21 protein-coding genes and 1 pseudogene are annotated in these 14684 nt (G+C 63.9%); 7 read left to right on the plus strand and 15 right to left on the minus strand.

Going from position 1 to position 14684, the window contains the following annotated elements:
• Position 1 precedes the first annotated feature (1 nt).
• On the minus strand, positions 2-613 hold the full coding sequence (locus HCA61_RS08295) for a TetR/AcrR family transcriptional regulator (RefSeq protein ID WP_169687683.1): 612 nt from the start codon (positions 611-613) through the stop codon (positions 2-4).
• Positions 614-737: 124 nt separating this feature from the next.
• Between HCA61_RS08295 and HCA61_RS08300 the strand changes: the two genes are divergently transcribed.
• From HCA61_RS08300 to HCA61_RS08325, 6 genes are all read left to right on the plus strand, one after another.
• Positions 738-1202 (plus strand): DUF1801 domain-containing protein, encoded by a 465-nt coding sequence (locus HCA61_RS08300; protein ID WP_169687684.1) that lies wholly within the window; start codon positions 738-740, stop codon positions 1200-1202.
• Positions 1203-1239: 37 nt separating this feature from the next.
• Positions 1240-1470, plus strand: coding sequence for a DUF1059 domain-containing protein (locus HCA61_RS08305; RefSeq protein WP_169687685.1), 231 nt, complete (start codon positions 1240-1242; stop codon positions 1468-1470).
• 229 nt (positions 1471-1699) lie between these two features.
• Positions 1700-3292 (plus strand): ABC transporter ATP-binding protein, encoded by a 1593-nt coding sequence (locus tag HCA61_RS08310; RefSeq protein WP_206039789.1) that lies wholly within the window; start codon positions 1700-1702, stop codon positions 3290-3292.
• Complete coding sequence (locus HCA61_RS08315; protein WP_169687686.1) at positions 3289-5127, plus strand: ABC transporter ATP-binding protein; 1839 nt, start codon at positions 3289-3291, stop codon at positions 5125-5127. The genes HCA61_RS08310 and HCA61_RS08315 overlap by 4 nt, the downstream gene beginning before the upstream one ends.
• A gap of 369 nt (positions 5128-5496) precedes the next feature.
• Positions 5497-6069 carry a hypothetical protein gene (locus HCA61_RS08320; RefSeq protein ID WP_169687687.1) on the plus strand — a complete coding sequence of 191 codons (573 nt, stop codon included), beginning with the start codon at positions 5497-5499 and terminating at the stop codon, positions 6067-6069.
• Between the two features lie 199 nt (positions 6070-6268).
• Positions 6269-6904: a hypothetical protein gene (locus HCA61_RS08325; RefSeq protein WP_169687688.1), complete on the plus strand. Its 636-nt coding sequence runs from the start codon at positions 6269-6271 to the stop codon at positions 6902-6904.
• 49 nt (positions 6905-6953) lie between these two features.
• Here HCA61_RS08325 and HCA61_RS08330 read toward each other — a convergent pair whose 3' ends face one another.
• From HCA61_RS08330 to HCA61_RS08395, 14 genes and pseudogenes are all read right to left on the minus strand, one after another.
• Positions 6954-7241 carry an antibiotic biosynthesis monooxygenase gene (locus HCA61_RS08330; protein ID WP_169687981.1) on the minus strand — a complete coding sequence of 96 codons (288 nt, stop codon included), beginning with the start codon at positions 7239-7241 and terminating at the stop codon, positions 6954-6956.
• Positions 7238-7540, minus strand: a complete 303-nt coding sequence (locus HCA61_RS08335; protein ID WP_169687689.1) for a HigA family addiction module antitoxin — start codon at positions 7538-7540, stop codon at positions 7238-7240. The genes HCA61_RS08330 and HCA61_RS08335 overlap by 4 nt, the downstream gene beginning before the upstream one ends.
• Positions 7530-7622: pseudogene (locus HCA61_RS08340) on the minus strand (plasmid maintenance system killer); the annotation flags it as partial. The gene HCA61_RS08335 and the pseudogene HCA61_RS08340, both read right to left, overlap by 11 nt.
• Positions 7623-7712: 90 nt before the next feature.
• On the minus strand, positions 7713-7970 hold the full coding sequence (locus HCA61_RS08345; protein WP_169687690.1) for a type II toxin-antitoxin system RelE/ParE family toxin: 258 nt from the start codon (positions 7968-7970) through the stop codon (positions 7713-7715).
• Positions 7967-8209 (minus strand): type II toxin-antitoxin system Phd/YefM family antitoxin, encoded by a 243-nt coding sequence (locus HCA61_RS08350; RefSeq protein ID WP_206039790.1) that lies wholly within the window; start codon positions 8207-8209, stop codon positions 7967-7969. Before HCA61_RS08350 ends, HCA61_RS08345 begins: the two co-directional genes overlap by 4 nt.
• 567 nt (positions 8210-8776) lie before the next feature.
• Positions 8777-9211 (minus strand): type II toxin-antitoxin system VapC family toxin, encoded by a 435-nt coding sequence (locus HCA61_RS08355; protein WP_169687692.1) that lies wholly within the window; start codon positions 9209-9211, stop codon positions 8777-8779.
• Positions 9208-9441 carry a toxin-antitoxin system gene (locus HCA61_RS08360; RefSeq protein WP_169687693.1) on the minus strand — a complete coding sequence of 78 codons (234 nt, stop codon included), beginning with the start codon at positions 9439-9441 and terminating at the stop codon, positions 9208-9210. The genes HCA61_RS08355 and HCA61_RS08360 overlap by 4 nt, the downstream gene beginning before the upstream one ends.
• A 173-nt stretch (positions 9442-9614) precedes the next feature.
• Complete coding sequence (locus HCA61_RS08365; protein ID WP_206039791.1) at positions 9615-10199, minus strand: kinase; 585 nt, start codon at positions 10197-10199, stop codon at positions 9615-9617.
• Complete coding sequence (locus HCA61_RS08370; protein ID WP_169687694.1) at positions 10196-10516, minus strand: HigA family addiction module antitoxin; 321 nt, start codon at positions 10514-10516, stop codon at positions 10196-10198. Before HCA61_RS08370 ends, HCA61_RS08365 begins: the two co-directional genes overlap by 4 nt.
• The gene (locus tag HCA61_RS08375) at positions 10491-10772 is read right to left on the minus strand and encodes a type II toxin-antitoxin system RelE/ParE family toxin (RefSeq protein ID WP_169687695.1); all 282 of its coding nucleotides are present in this window, start codon (positions 10770-10772) and stop codon (positions 10491-10493) included. The genes HCA61_RS08370 and HCA61_RS08375 overlap by 26 nt, the downstream gene beginning before the upstream one ends.
• Before the next feature lie 147 nt (positions 10773-10919).
• On the minus strand, positions 10920-11351 hold the full coding sequence (locus HCA61_RS08380) for a type II toxin-antitoxin system VapC family toxin (RefSeq protein WP_169687696.1): 432 nt from the start codon (positions 11349-11351) through the stop codon (positions 10920-10922).
• Complete coding sequence (locus HCA61_RS08385) at positions 11348-11587, minus strand: type II toxin-antitoxin system Phd/YefM family antitoxin (RefSeq protein WP_169687697.1); 240 nt, start codon at positions 11585-11587, stop codon at positions 11348-11350. The genes HCA61_RS08380 and HCA61_RS08385 overlap by 4 nt, the downstream gene beginning before the upstream one ends.
• Positions 11588-11725: 138 nt before the next feature.
• A complete protein-coding gene (gene ychF, locus HCA61_RS08390; protein WP_169687698.1) occupies positions 11726-12805 on the minus strand; it encodes a redox-regulated ATPase YchF in 1080 nt (359 codons plus the stop codon).
• 36 nt (positions 12806-12841) lie between these two features.
• Positions 12842-13270 (minus strand): hypothetical protein, encoded by a 429-nt coding sequence (locus HCA61_RS08395; RefSeq protein WP_346777518.1) that lies wholly within the window; start codon positions 13268-13270, stop codon positions 12842-12844.
• Positions 13271-13453: 183 nt separating this feature from the next.
• Between HCA61_RS08395 and HCA61_RS08400 the strand changes: the two genes are divergently transcribed.
• The gene (locus tag HCA61_RS08400) at positions 13454-14683 is read left to right on the plus strand and encodes an AI-2E family transporter (RefSeq protein WP_240959039.1); all 1230 of its coding nucleotides are present in this window, start codon (positions 13454-13456) and stop codon (positions 14681-14683) included.
• Position 14684 lies beyond the last annotated feature (1 nt).

Genomic DNA, 14684 nt, shown 5'->3' on the forward strand with positions numbered 1-14684 from the left:
GCTATTGTCCGGTGACGCTGTAGGCGGCGAGGAACATGTCGATGAGTCCGTCGATGACCTGTTCGTCGACCGGTCGCGGGGTCAGGAGCAGCCGATAGTAGAGCGCCCCGGCGAGCACCTCGGCGGGGATCGTCAGGTCTACGCCGGACTCGAGCTCGCCATGTTGCTGTGCGAGCCGGATGCGATCGAGCGTCCTCTGCTCGACTGTCGCAAGGAACCGCTCGTGCAACGTCTTCCGCAGTTCCGGATCGGCCTGGGCCTCGGCGATGACCGCTCGGTAGACGGGGCCGATCGGCGGTGTGGAGAGAGCGTGAACAGACCGGCGGAACTGTTCGCGTAGATCCGCGCGGATGCCGCGCGTCGTGTGGTAGTCGAGTTCGGTGATCCACACGTGGTTCAGTGCGTCCAGGAGCAGCTCGGGCATCGACGACCAGCGGCGGTAGATGGTGTGCTTCCCGACTCCTGCGCGCTGCGCGACCGCTTCGATTGTCAGACCGCGGTAGCCCGCCTCGGTCGCAAGCCCGAGCGTGACATCCAACAACTGACGGGTCAGCGCTTCCCCTCGGCGCCGCGGCGCCCTCGCTTCCGGCGACGAGTGCTCTCGATCATCCATACCCTCATGATATCGGCACGCATCGTGCCGTTGACATCACCCAACCCTCGAGCGCACACTTATCCGTAACGGCACGAACCGTGCCGTTACGAGTCGGAAGCGGAACAACACGGGAGGAACGACGATGAGCACCGACACAAGACACACGACTACCGACGAACAGCAGACATTCACCGCCGAAGAGCGAGCGGCCATGAAAGAGCGTGCGCGCGAGGCACGCGCGTCGACGAAACACGTCTCCGCCGACCGGAAGGCCGCAGAGGACGAACAGGCCGTACTCGCCAAGATCGACGAGATGCAGGGGCGCGATCGTGAGATCGCCGAGAAAATCCACTCACTCGTCACAAAGAGCGCACCGCAGCTCGCACCGAGAACCTGGTACGGCATGCCTGCCTACGCACTCGACGGGAAGATCGTCTGCTTCTTCCAGAACGCCGCGAAATTCAAGGCTCGCTACGCAACTCTCGGGTTCAGCGACGAAGCGCAACTCGACAACGGCGCCATGTGGCCTACAAACTACGCCATCACCGAGATGACCGACGACGTCGAGATGCAGATCATCACACTCGTGCGACGTGCCGTCAGCTGAACCTCCCCCACACCCCACCTCATTCGAAGGAGATCCGATGAAATCCATGACCTGCCGAGAGCTCGGAGGGCCCTGCGACACAGACCTCCACGGCGAAACAGCCGACGAGATCATCAAGGCGCAGGACCGTCACCTACGGGAGTCCGTTCACAGTGGCGACACCGATCACGTTCCGGCACACGAGGAGATGAAGAAGCGGTGGAAGCACCCGATCAAGGCGATGGGCTGGTACAACGACACCAAGAAGGCATTCGCGGCACTCCCCTGATCGGGTGAGCGTCCCTGAACTCCCTTCGTTCAGGCGCGTTCGACCGGCAACCCCGGCTCACCGGTAACGGTGCACCGGAAACCACTGCACATTCGAGGGCGGCGCCGCTCGACGGGTCCGGCGCAACCACCACGGTCGGACGGAATCGCTCCGTCGCGGTCGCCGCCCTCGCCCGGCTGAGGCACGCGACCAGAGCCTTTACTTTGCCTACAAAGTAATATCGTCCCTTATGCCTGATATCCCCCACTCTCCTGGACAGGAGAGTGCCATCGACTATTCGGCGCTTCCCGGGCCGGGCGGAGGCAGATCCAAGATGCCCGCGCTCGATGCGCGGGCGTGGACGCTGAAGGTGGCGCTCTCCCAGCGCCCGTGGAGCTTCGTTGCGTCGGCAGGCATGGCAGCCTCGTTCGTCTGTAACGGTCTGACGCCCGTGGTGGTGGGCAAGGCCGTGGACGAAGCCATCGCCACCTCGTCACTCCACCGGCTGGGTTTCTGGATCCTGATGCTGGGCTGCCTCTTCGTGGTGGCCATCGGCGTGAACTGGATTGCGCGTTTCATGCTGATCCGAAGTCAGCAACTGGTTAGTCATGACCTGCGCACCATGGTGACCGACCGCATCCAGGATCCGCGTGGGTTCGCCGGTCGCGAGCGCACCGCCGGCGGCTTACTGTCGATCGCGTCGTCCGACACCAACCGGGTCGGTGACATCGTCATGATGACGGTCATGCCGGTGGCCGAGGCTGCAGCCATCACCTACGGCGCCATCATGATGTTCACCATCAATCCCTGGCTGAGCCTGGCAACCCTCATCGGCGGGCCCCTCCTCGTGGTCGTTGCGCTCGCGGTGGCCCGGCCGCTGCAGAGTCGTTCGGTGGCACGTCAACACGCAATCGCGCAGGCCGCGGCGACCGCCACAGATGTGGTCCAAGGGCTGCGCATCCTCAAGGGGCTGGGCGCAATCGTCACTGTCCGGAATCGCTATGACGAGGTCTCGGACATCGCCTATCGCAAGACCGTTCGCGCCAACGGGGCTGAGGCGAGCCTCAACGGTGCCACCGAGGCGGCCGGAGCGATCTTCGTCTCCGCCCTCGGCATCGCCACCGGCGCGCTCGCACTCAATGGAAAGGTCACCATCGGTGAACTCATCACGGTCGTGGGCCTGACACAGTTCCTCATCACTCCGATGACGATGTTCGGAAGGAACCTCGCCTCGCGCTGGGCTTCCGCCGAGGCATCCGGGCGGCGCATCCGCGAGGTTCTCGGAGCAGACTTCGAGCGCACCAGCGAGGTCGACGCGGCCGAGGCCACCCGGTTCATGGCGACCCTACCGACCGGCCTCACCGTCGTCCGCGGCACCGATCACGAGCTGGTCGCCCGACTCGAGTCGCTGCCCCGGACCAGGGTGATCGTCGTCCCGCACGCGGCCGACCTGTTCGACGGCAGTGTCGCCGACAACGTCCACCCCGACCGGGCCACGGCCGAGGAAGCACTCCGCGTCGCCTGCTGCAACGACATCCCGGAAGGTCCCGGCAAGCGCGTCGGCGAGAACGGGCGGATGCTGTCCGGCGGTCAGCGCCAGCGCGTGGCCCTGGCGCGCGCAATCGCCTTCGACCCCGAACTCCTCGTACTACAGGATCCGACCACCGCGGTGGATTCGGTGACAGAACAGAACATCGCCGAACAGGTGTCCCGCCACCGGGCGGGCAAGATCACGCTGATATTCAGCGAGGCCCCTGCATGGAACGCTGTCGCTGCCAACCACCTGAGTGCGGAGGATCTGAAGGCCACAACCGAGGAGCTACTGGCAGGGGCCACCGTATGAGTTCGCCGACGAGCCCGACCCCACCCGTCAAGGCCGACACCACCCTTCGATTTCCCCTGGCCACCCTGAGTCAGGTGCGGCGCGAGGTAGCGCACCAGTTGGGGCGGGTCCGCCACGCGAAGCCGTTGTTCCTGCTCGCACTCGTGCTGCTCGGCCTCGGCGCCTACGCCGGAGTGCTGGTGCCGCAGCTGATGGGCCGGATCGTAGACGTGGTGATGGGCGATATCCAGCAATCACTGTGGCCGATCGGCGCAGGCCTGATGTCGGCGGCGATCGCCGGCGCGGTCATGAGCGCCTGCGGTTTCTATCTGGTGGCCCGGCTGTCCGAGCGGGTGATCGCGAACCTCCGCCAGGACATGGTCGGCACCGCCCTCGGGCTGCCCACTCACCGAGTCGAGGATGCAGGCACAGGTGACCTCGTCAGCCGGTCCACCGATGACGTCGCCGAACTGTCGGCTGCCGTCACCGAGACCGTACCGACGCTCTCCACCTCGTTGTTCACGGTCATTGCCACCGTCATCGCCCTGTTCACGCTGGATTGGCAGTTCCTGATCATCCCGGTCATCGTCGCGCCGGTGTACTACCTTGCCGCGCGTCTCTACCTCAGCAAGGCGCCCAGACGCTACGCCGACGAACGCGCGGCAATGGCCGAGCGCGCCCGCCGCGTTCTGGAGGCCATCCGGGGTCGAGCGACAGTGCGTGCGTTCTCGATGGAAGGCCGCATGCACACCGAGATCGGGAACGCCTCGTGGAGCGTGGTCCGCAAAGGGATCAGGGCACGCACCACCATGCTCGGCCTCAACGCCTGGATGCTCGGCGCCGAGTTCCTCATGTTGACGATCGCGCTGTCGATGGGATATCACCTGGTGTCCACAGGCGCCCTTACCGTAGGTGCCGTAACCGGCGCGGTCCTCATGATCATCCGGCTGCGCGGTCCCTTGAACACGTTCATGCGCGTGCTCGACGTCGTACAGTCCGGGTATGCCTCGCTGGCGCGTGTCGTGGGAGTGGTGACGGATCCACCGGTGCCGGTACCCGACAGCGGCGTCGATGCTCCGCAAGGTCGCGTCGAGCTGCGCGCCGTCAGCTTCGGTTACGGCGATTCCTGGGCGGTACGCGATATCGACGTCACCATCGGCCCGGGCGAGACGGTCGCCATTGTCGGTGCATCCGGAGCCGGAAAGACCACGGTGGCAGCGCTTGTGGCGGGACTGCGAGTACCCGATGCCGGTGTGGTGCTCGTCGACGACCGCCCCGTGTCCTCGCTGTCCGACCGTGAGCGCATCGCACGTCTCGCCATGGTCAGCCAGGAAGTGCATGTCTTCTCCGGAACCCTGCGCCAGGACATGACTCTCGCCAAGCCCGATGCCACCGACGCAGAACTCCTTGCGGCACTCGATCTGGTTCATGCGCGCCCGTGGTTCGACCGGCTACCCGAAGGTCTCGACACGGTGGTCGGTGCGCGGGGAATCCAGCTCGATCCGGTGGCCGCGCAACAGCTCGCACTGGCTCGCGTCCTGCTTCTCGACCCGGCCGTCGTCATCATGGACGAGGCAACCGCCGAGGCCGGCTCTGCCGGGGCGGGGGCGTTGGAAGATGCTGCCGACGAAGTGACCCGTGGTCGTTCCGCACTGGTGGTTGCGCACCGCTTGGACCAGGCCGCACGTGCCGACAACATCCTCGTCATGGACTCGGGTCAGGTTGTGGAGCAGGGCACCCATGACCAGCTGCTCGCTCGTGGCGGCATCTATCACCGATTGTGGTCCGCGTGGACTGCCGGTCGGCAGGAGACCGACGACGTGCGCGCGGAGAAAGTACACGCGCACCGCAACTGATCCGCGCGAGGGGGTGGTTGTGTGCGAGATTCCCGTCGGACTCGCACACAACCACCCCCTCGTCGCAATACACAACGGGAGGCGCGTCAACGCTGACGTCGAAGCGGAACTGCCACGGCAGCCGGATCCAATCTGTGTTCCGGTCCAAACCTATTCTCGAATCAGGTCTTTCGCACGATCCGGGCCCTCATGCCGAAACGAGACTGCCGTTCGTGGTTCCATTGACGAATGACCGATTGGGCACAATTGGACGATGCATACGGCTCAGCCGTGCATGTTCCTGCTCTGCTTGCGGCTGCCGAGCAATCCGGCGTCACCTTCGGACCGGCGTGGGACGACGTGTGGAGTCACCTCTGCCACCAAGGAACGGTGTACAGCGCGAGCTATGCGGCCATCCCGCTCCTGGCCGACATGTGTTCGCGACAACCGGTGCGCGGCTTCATCCCTGGACTCCAACTGGCCGGCTCGATCCTTGCTTCCACGGACGGGCCGGCGAACCCGAATGTGATGCGAGCAACCTACGCTCCCGCAATTTCCCGCCTCCGCGACGTTGCTGTCTCGGCGTTGCAACTGGCTGAGAGTGACACCGAGTTCATCTACGGCCTCGAAACGCTCGCAGCCTTCGAAGACCTGGGCGTCTGGCAACGAACTCTCGCCTACCTCGCCGATGGTGAGGCGCCACTCGAGTGTGGAGGCTGTGGGACACAGCTGCTCCTTCGGTTCGATGACAGTCCGCCAAGTGTTACGAGCGGGAACACAGCGGAGGGCAAGCGAGATGTGGTGGGAGCAGAGCCCACCGAGGGAACTCACGAAGCTCGGCTCTCGAGCCTTGCCGACATCCACGGGCGGGCGACTGTGGCCGAGAACCTTCACTACTACTTTGGCGTATCGACTTGCCCCGCGTGTGGTGCGGAGCTGGCAATCGCCGATTCCTTCGCGTGACCTGGTCCGCGCCGTCATGCCACGAGCCGACCAACAGGTCACTTACCGGCGGCTTTGCCACCTGATGTCGTTTGAAAACAGAACTCGACCACGTCGCCACACATAGCAACCTATGACTCGCCGGCTGGAGGCTCGGGTCGATAATCGGCGCGGCCTGCCGACGCAGGAGGACGTGTCCGGGCTTTGGTAATTTGCCGAGATGCTCGATCATGACGAGGTCCTGCGACTGTATGGACCATGGAAGCACCGCACCCCGCAGGACGCCGCCGACCTGCTCCGCGACTATCCCGGCCGATGGTGGATCGCCGGAGGCTGGGCAATCGATGCCTTTGTTGGTTCGGGCCGCGAGCATGGCGACCTCGATCTCGGTGTCCCGCGCGAAGAGGTCGAACAGTTTGTTGACTTCGTCTCATCGCGTCTCGATGTGTGGGCCGCGTCCGGCAGTCTGACTCCGATCCTTCCGAACCGAAGTACACCGATCTTGGACGAGTGCGGAAACCTTTGGCTCCGTGTGAGCGGGGCCGAGCCATGGGAGTACGACGTACTGCTCGAGAATGTCCGAGGCACCACCTGGCACTACAAGCGAGCTCCGCACGTCACGAGGCCACTTGATGAATGCCTCTGGAATCGCGCCGGAATTACTTACCTGCGCCCCGAAGTCCAACTTCTCCTGAAAGCCAAGCATGCTCGAGCCAAGGATACTTTCGACCTCAATCGCTGCCTGCCACTTCTTGATGAAGCGAGCCTCGCATGGCTCGGAGAAGCTCTCCGCGAGGAGAGCCCCGACCACCAGTGGCTCGAGCTTCTCGAGTCCCGCCATCGCGGCAGGGGTTAAAACGCAAGCCGGAACTCGACCGGATTACGCGACCGATAAACGTACGCCGTCAGCGTTCCCCGATCGTGACCGCATAGCTGCGTTGAATGTCGGCGGTGGCCCTTCCCCACTCACTGTTCGCCACTCGCTGCTGGTGGAAGGCGAACGCCGCCTCGTCGACAAATCTCTCGTCAACCCGCCAGACCAGCGGATCGTCGGTCCGGTCGACCACGAAGGACAAACAACCCAGCTCGGCCCGCGTCAGGTCGAGGTGACGCGGTAGGAGCCGTTCGACACAATCGGCCTCGTCGGCGTTCACACAGATCAGGTATCCCGAAAGGAGGACCTCGGCCGTCATGCGGACTCCAGAGGTGAGATCGCGTCGAGTTGTTCGCGCAAAACTCGGCGCGCGATCCGCAACTCGTAGTGCGACTGCAGGTTCATCCAGAACTCGGCGGACGGGCCGAAGTATTTGCTGAGGCGCACGGCTGTATCGGCTGTGATTCCCCGCTTGCCGTGCACGATCTCGTTGATCCGCCGCGGCGGGACGCCGATGGACACGGCGAGCTTGTTCTGAGTGATCCCGAATCCCTCGATGAAATCCTCCATGAGGACTTCGCCCGGGTGGATCGGCTCGATCCTGTCGGTGGTAGTCAACGATCTCCACCTCCTCCGGTCCAGCGTCTGTCCACACGAAACAGATCCGCCACTGGTCATTGATCCTGATGCTGTGTTGTCCGACCGGAACTCCACCGGGTTCCGGCACGGAACAACCTCTGATTCATGACACAGACCTCGAGCATCGGGGATCTTCACCCCTCGAGGCTCGTCAACGTCGGGTAGACGTCACGTCTGTCCCCGCCGAGACGACCATGACGAGGAGTTCGTCATCGTGGATCTCGTAGATGACTCGCCAGTTCCCCGTCCGAACACGCGAGGCGTCACGGCCGGTGAGCTTCTTCGATGCTGGCGGTCGAGGCTCCTCAGCAAGCAGGGAGAGCACGGCAACGATTCGCTCCTGACCATCACGCGGGAGCTTGCGGATCTGGCGACGCGCGGCGGACGCGATGCGAACCGCGTAGGTCACAGGCCAAGCTCGCGCCGGAGCTCGTCCAGCGTGACGCCGCCTCCACCCTCAGCCTTCGCCGCATCATAGGCCGCGACGTCCTCGAGCTCCTCGGCCGCAGCCATCAGCCGATCGAGGGTGTCGGCATCCACGATCGCGCCCACCCGCCGACCATGACGAGTGAGATATACGGGTTCGCTGTGCGCGCGATCAATCAGCCGACCAAGCTGGTCGCGTGCCTTGGTTGCTGTGATCTCCATGACCAGATGGTACCCAGAAATGTACATTCTAGGGGAGTCGATGCCCGGGAGCCGGACTACACATTGAACCGGAACTCCACCGCAGTCCGGCACAGCATCGGAGGGACCGACGAGTCGACCATTGATGGCGTGCTCGGGACGCGAAGGGGATGCAGCGCGAGTGCGGAGCCGGCGCGCATGGAGGCCGGCGGGGGTTGGGTCATTCTCCCACCCGCCGAGGGAGTGCTTGATCTGATCAATGTCGAGCGCTAGCCCGATACCGCTCGCTCAGAGCGTGCGCCACAGCGGATTTCCCCGAACCAGGAGCGCCGTTGATGAGGACGACCCGCGTCATGTGACTCACCCACACTTCCGTGATCTCCGTCTGCACGACCGCTCCCTCTGCCCACCATTGCTCGCTGAGGTGCACTGGCCGGGTTCGTTGGTCAGCTCTCGCGATCAGCGGGACCTTGCCGACGGGGGCTGTCGGCCTTGCGCTCTTTTGACGTGGGCCAGGCGGGTTGCGGCGTTGCGTCGGGTGGACCCCGAGTTGTAGTGGGGGCGAATGCGTCTCGACACTGTGCGGGGTCAGCTGCTACACGCGTCCACATTCCACGGGTCCACCAGTTCGACGCCGGTGTGCTGGAAGTCCTTCACATTGCGCGTAGCGCAGGTTGCCCTGTGTGCCAGGCAGATCGCGGCGATCTGGGCGTCAGCCGTACTGACCGGCGCACCTGCTGCTTCACGAGACGCGAGCACCTCCGCGTATCGCTCCGCCGCTTCTTCATCGAATGCGAGCACCGATCGGCTCCCCCGATACGGCGCGACCGCTTCCTCGATCCCCTGTGCCAGCTCGTCTTTGCGTCGGCCGTCCGGGAGCCTGCGCACACCGGCAAGCAACTCCGCGAGAGCCATAGAGGTGATCGCGACGTCGCCCGTCAGGGACACGAGCCACTCCACGACACGTGGCTCCGGCGAGGGCCGAAAGATCTCCGAGATGACATTCGTGTCGAGGACGATCATTCGAAGTCCACCGCCCTTGCGACGTCATCGCGCGTCGGAATCGGCAGCTCATCGACCCCACCGACGTCCCGCGCCGCAGACAGCAAAGCCATGCCGATGTGCGGCCGTCGAGCGGCCTTCGTCAGGATGTCGCGAACCTCGGCCTCCATGGACCGCCCGTGCTCCTTCGCCTGCGATGCGAGCTGCTGCTTCACGCGGTCATCGAGACCGCGCACGATGATGGATGACATTAGGGCCGCCTCCTTCTGCTATCAACTATGATAGCTCTGATTTCTCGATGCGAAAGACCAGGACGAGACAACGAAGCCCCGCCGATCAAGAAGATCGACGGGGCCCACGAAACAGGATCAGCTCACATCACACGTTGAACCGGAACTCCACCGCGTTCCGCCACCGAGGACCATCATTGACTCCGACGCTCCTCAGCCCCTGATCCCCGGGGAGCCTCCTCAGGGTTCTTCCAGCCGACGTCACCGAGCACTCGTTCGAGAGCATCGTCGGCGCTGATATCCGCACCGAGAACAGCCTCGTCGAGCTCCGGCACGCGATCGATGCTGCGGTACCAGGAGGCGACGGTCTCCTCGGTCACCTCGTCCGCCAGGGTCTTGGTGCGGTGCCTTCTCAATGTCTCGTCCAGCTCGAGTTCATAGCAGTAGGAGCGAGTCACGCCTCGATGGTCGGAGCGCAGGCGCGCGAGCATGGCTCCGTAGATCTCGGAATTCAGGATCCCTTCGACGATGACGTGGAGACCGTGCTCGAGGGCGAAGCGTGCCGACATGTCGATGTAAGGCACGCTCAGGGCACCCGGGTGATCGCGCACGTGCAGGATCTCGCGACGCAGAACGTCGTGACCGATGATCGCCACACCGCGCGGGCGAGCTGCACGGATGGCCTTCGCGAGGCTCGACTTCCCGCTGCCAGAGTTGCCTCGGATGATGATCAGCCGTGAGGCCTCGGAGCCGACGATGGTCGCGACTGTTCCGTTCACGCGGACTGCAACGGGGTGATCGCCTCGACGCTGTCATGGAGCGCCCGCCGCTCCATCCGCAGTTCATAGTGCGACTGCAGGTTCATCCAGAACTCCTCGGACGTCCCGAAGTACCGCGCCAGACGGATCGCCGTATCAGCCGTGATACCCCGCTTGCCGTGAACGATCTCGTTGATACGCCGCGGCGGCACACCGATGGACACGGCGAGCTTGTTCTGTGTGATCCCGAAGCCCTCGATGAAATCCTCCATCAGGATCTCCCCCGGATGGATCGGTTCGATCAGATCGGTCTCAGTGGTAGTCGACGAGTTCGACATCTTCTGCACCTCCATCTCTCCAGACGAAGCAGAGACGCCATTGCGCGTTCACGCGGATGCTGTGCTGGCCACGACGGTCACCGGAGAGCCGCTCCAGGCGGTTCCCCGGCGGGATCCGGAGGTCCTCGACGTCCCTCGCGGCGTGGATCAGCTCGAGCTTCCGCATGGCCGCTCGTTGCACGGTGCGATCAACGCGCTTGACGTACTGCTCATGCCAGATGCGCTCGGTGTCCTTGCAACCGAACGATCTGATCACGGGTTCAGTGTATGACGGAGTCCGTCAATAACGCTAGACGTTAAACCGGAACTCCACCGAGTTCTGGCACATATGCACATCAAGCGCACCACAGGCAAAGCAGCTTGCGCGAGTCGCTCGCCACACCCTGCATCACGGGTACCATGCTCACGGACCGACCTCGTGACCCCACGGGTTGATGACAGCGACTTCGAGAGAGTCGAAGTCTTTGACGTTGCGCGTGACAACAGCAAGTCCGTGGACGGTCGCTGTGGCAGCGATGAGGGCATCGCGCTCCGGCCGAGGATCGGGCACATGCAGTCGGGCAGCACGACGGGCGACCGGCACATCCACAGGCAGGATGCGGTCTGCGAAAGCGTCAAGCAGCTCCTCGTCAAACCACGCCTGCAAACGGTCCGCCTGCGCCGGGTCACGCCTGGAAAGCCGCCCGATACCGACCTCAATCTCGAGCACGGTGATCACTGAGAGGTACAGGTCAGAGGGTGCCCGTGCGGCGACCCAAGTTCGCACGCCGACATCAGCTCGCCGCTCGGACTTGCGCAGCTCGCTGATGACGTTCGTGTCCAGCAGATGGCTCACAGTTCAGGAACCTTGAGCCCGATACCAACGGGCTCGAACTCGATGTCGAGGTCGTCATCCATGCTCAGGCGCTCGATCAGCGACGCACCTCGCTCGCCGAAGCGGCGGTAGTCATCAATGGACAGCAACACATAGGCTGGTTCGCCTCGGTCGGTTATGACGACAGGCCCGCGACTGGCCTCACGCTTGGCGGCACTGACGTCACGGTTGAACTCTCGCGCTGACATCATGGTCATGGTGACCGCCTCCCTGCAAATTGTAGGTACGTACCTACATTACTGTGCCAGAAGGGCAACAGCAAGGGCGAGGCCGACCAAACGACCGCCGGAAGAATATGACGAGCTGTAGACTTAACTCCGCGGGATGCCCCGATGTCACACGTTGAACCGGAACTCAACCACGTCGCCGTCGGCCATGACGTAATCTTTGCCCTCCATGCGGACCTTGCCCTTGGCCTTCGCCTCGGCCATCGATCCGGCCGCGTCGAGATCCGCGAACGATACGATTTCGGCCTTGATGAAGCCCCGCTCGAAGTCGGAGTGGATGACACCGGCCGCCTGCGGCGCGGTCGCGCCCTGCGGGATGGTCCAGGCGCGCGCTTCCTTGGGGCCTGCGGTGAGGTAGGTCTGCAGACCGAGAGTGTGGAAGCCGACGCGCGCGAGCGAGTCGAGTCCGGCTTCGTCCTGGCCGATCGAGTCGAGCAGTTCCTGCGCTTCGTCGGGTTCGAGTTCGATGAGCTCGGACTCGACCTTCGCGTCGAGGAACACGCAGTCGGCGGGCGCCACAGCCGCACGCAGTTCCTGCTTCTTCGCGTCGTCGGTGAGCACCGACTCGTCGGCGTTGAACACGTAGAGGAACGGCTTGGTCGTCATGAGGTTGAGCTCACGCAGCAAGCCGAAATCGAGGGTGTCCTTCTTCGAGAACAGAGTGGCACCCTCGTCGAGCACGGCCTGCGCTTTGAGCGCTTCCTCATGCTGCGGCTTGAGTTCCTTGTTCTTCTTCGCTTCCTTCTCGAGGCGCGGCACAGCCTTCTCGAGGGTCTGAATATCGGCGAGGATGAGCTCGGTCTCGATGATCTCGATATCACCGAGCGGGTCGACGCGCCCGTCGACGTGGACGACGTCGTCGTCGGCGAACACGCGCACGACCTGGCAGATTGCGTCGGCTTCGCGGATGTTGGCAAGGAACTTGTTGCCGAGCCCTGCGCCTTCGGACGCGCCCTTGACGATGCCCGCGATATCGACAAACGACACGGTGGCGGGAAGGATGCGCTGCGAAGTGAAGATTTCGGCGAGCCGATTCAGCCGCGGATCAGGCAGTTCGACGACGCCGACGTTCGGCTCGATCGTCGCGAACGGATAGTTCGCGGCGAGCACATCGTTCTTGGTCAGCGCATTGAAGAGCGTCGACTTGCCGACGTTGGGAAGTCCGACGATTCCGAGGGTAAGGCTCACAGGATCAAGAGTCTACGTGGTCGTCGCGACGCCCATTCATCCGCACGCCACACGCACCAGTTGCGCGATGCGGGCCGCCTGATCTTCGGTGGGAACCGCCGAGCCGTTGGTCGCGAGCTCTCCAACTTTCGCGTTCACCTCGGCGTCGTCGGCGCCGTCTTCGATCAGCGGGCAGGTTTCGGTGACGATCGCTTCGATCGACTGGGTCTCGCGGTCTGCCGACAGGTTCGGGTATGCGGCACGGAATGCAGTGACGAATGCGCCGAGTTTGGCGTCGTCGAACCAGTCCCCTGCCCGTTCGGCAACACTGGACGCTGCGCTCTGCACGGATGAGGCTGCGCCCTCCGCGCCTTCCTGGACGGAAGTGACCGCGACACCAGCCGACGAACGTACGCCCTCCGACGTGGCCGAGTCGTCCTCGCCGCACGCACTGAGGACTCCAGCACATGCGACGGCGGTGATCACACACAAAACCCTGCGAGAAACGAGATTCTCGATGTGCAGAAACATCCATCGAGGATGTCACGTGTTCGCGCTGGACACGGGCGTATCCGGCAAAACCGCATCCCCCGGCAGATCCGGCACTCTGGCCGTAGATTGGCGAATACCGATCGAGGCGATCAATACATTCGCGCGGAAGGACCACCGTTGAGCGAGGCGAAGAACACCTCCGACCACAAGGCAGGCGACAAGGCCGCGAAGCCGGATCGCGGCACCCTACTCGGCGTCGGTGGAATCTGGTTGGCGAAGTGGTCGGGCTGCCTCGTTCTCATCGCGGCCGCGGCTGTAGTGCTCGGCTGGGTCATCGAGAAGATGTGGGTGATCATCCTGCCGGTGGCCCTCGCAATCGTCGTTTCGACGATCCTGTGGCCGCCGACCCGCGGGATGACCAGGCGTGGGGTTCCGCCCGCGGCAGCAGCCGGGCTGACCCTCGTGCTGTTCTTCGCAATCGTCGCCGGGATCATCGCCGGCATCGTCCCGTCCGTCGTGGCGCAGGTTCCCGACCTTGCGAACAAGGCCACCGAGGGCATCAACACCGTGCAGGACTGGGTGCAGGGCCCGCCGATCAACCTGCAGGACGAACAGCTCGACAACGCGGTGCACGTCGTCATCGAACGTCTACAGGGCAGTGCCGCCTCGATTGCCGGCGGCGTGTTCTCCGGGGTGAGCACGGCAGGATCACTGCTGGTGACTCTGGCTCTGGTGCTTGTATTGACGTTCTTCTTCATCAAGGACGGGCCGAGGTTCCTGCCGTGGCTGCACTCGGTCAGTGGCCGCAGGGCAGGTCGTCACCTCGAAGAAGTACTCGAGCGGATGTGGGCCACCCTCGGCGGATTCATCCGCACCCAGGCGTTGGTGAGCTTCATCGATGCATTGTTCATCGGCATCGGCCTCGTCATCCTGGGGGTCCCGCTCGCCCCGGTACTCGCGATCCTGACGTTCATCGGTGGGTTCATACCGATCGTCGGTGCGTTCGTCGCAGGCGCACTCGCGGTATTGGTCGCTTTGGTCGCGAACGGGTTCACCACAGCAGTGATCGTGTTGGTCCTGATCATCGCGGTGCAGCAGATCGAGGGCAACGTACTGCAACCGGTGCTGCAGTCCAAGAGCATGAAATTGCACGCCGTGGTGGTGCTGCTCGCCGTGACGGCCGGCTCGTCGCTGTTCGGGATCATCGGCGCCTTCCTGGCTGTCCCGGTCGCGGCAGTCGGCGCGGTGGTTATCCGCTACATCGGCGAACAGATCGACGCACGATCGGTGGAGCGCGACGACGGCGAGAACGAGGACGAGGACGAGGACGAGGACGACGGAAAGGTCTTGCCTGCGCCGGGCGACACTTCAGCGCCCGACCCGAACTCGTCGCCGTCCAACCCGTAAG

This window comes from Rhodococcus sp. HNM0563, assembly GCF_012726195.1.
In the GTDB taxonomy this organism is placed as follows: Bacteria; Actinomycetota; Actinomycetes; order Mycobacteriales; family Mycobacteriaceae; genus Rhodococcus.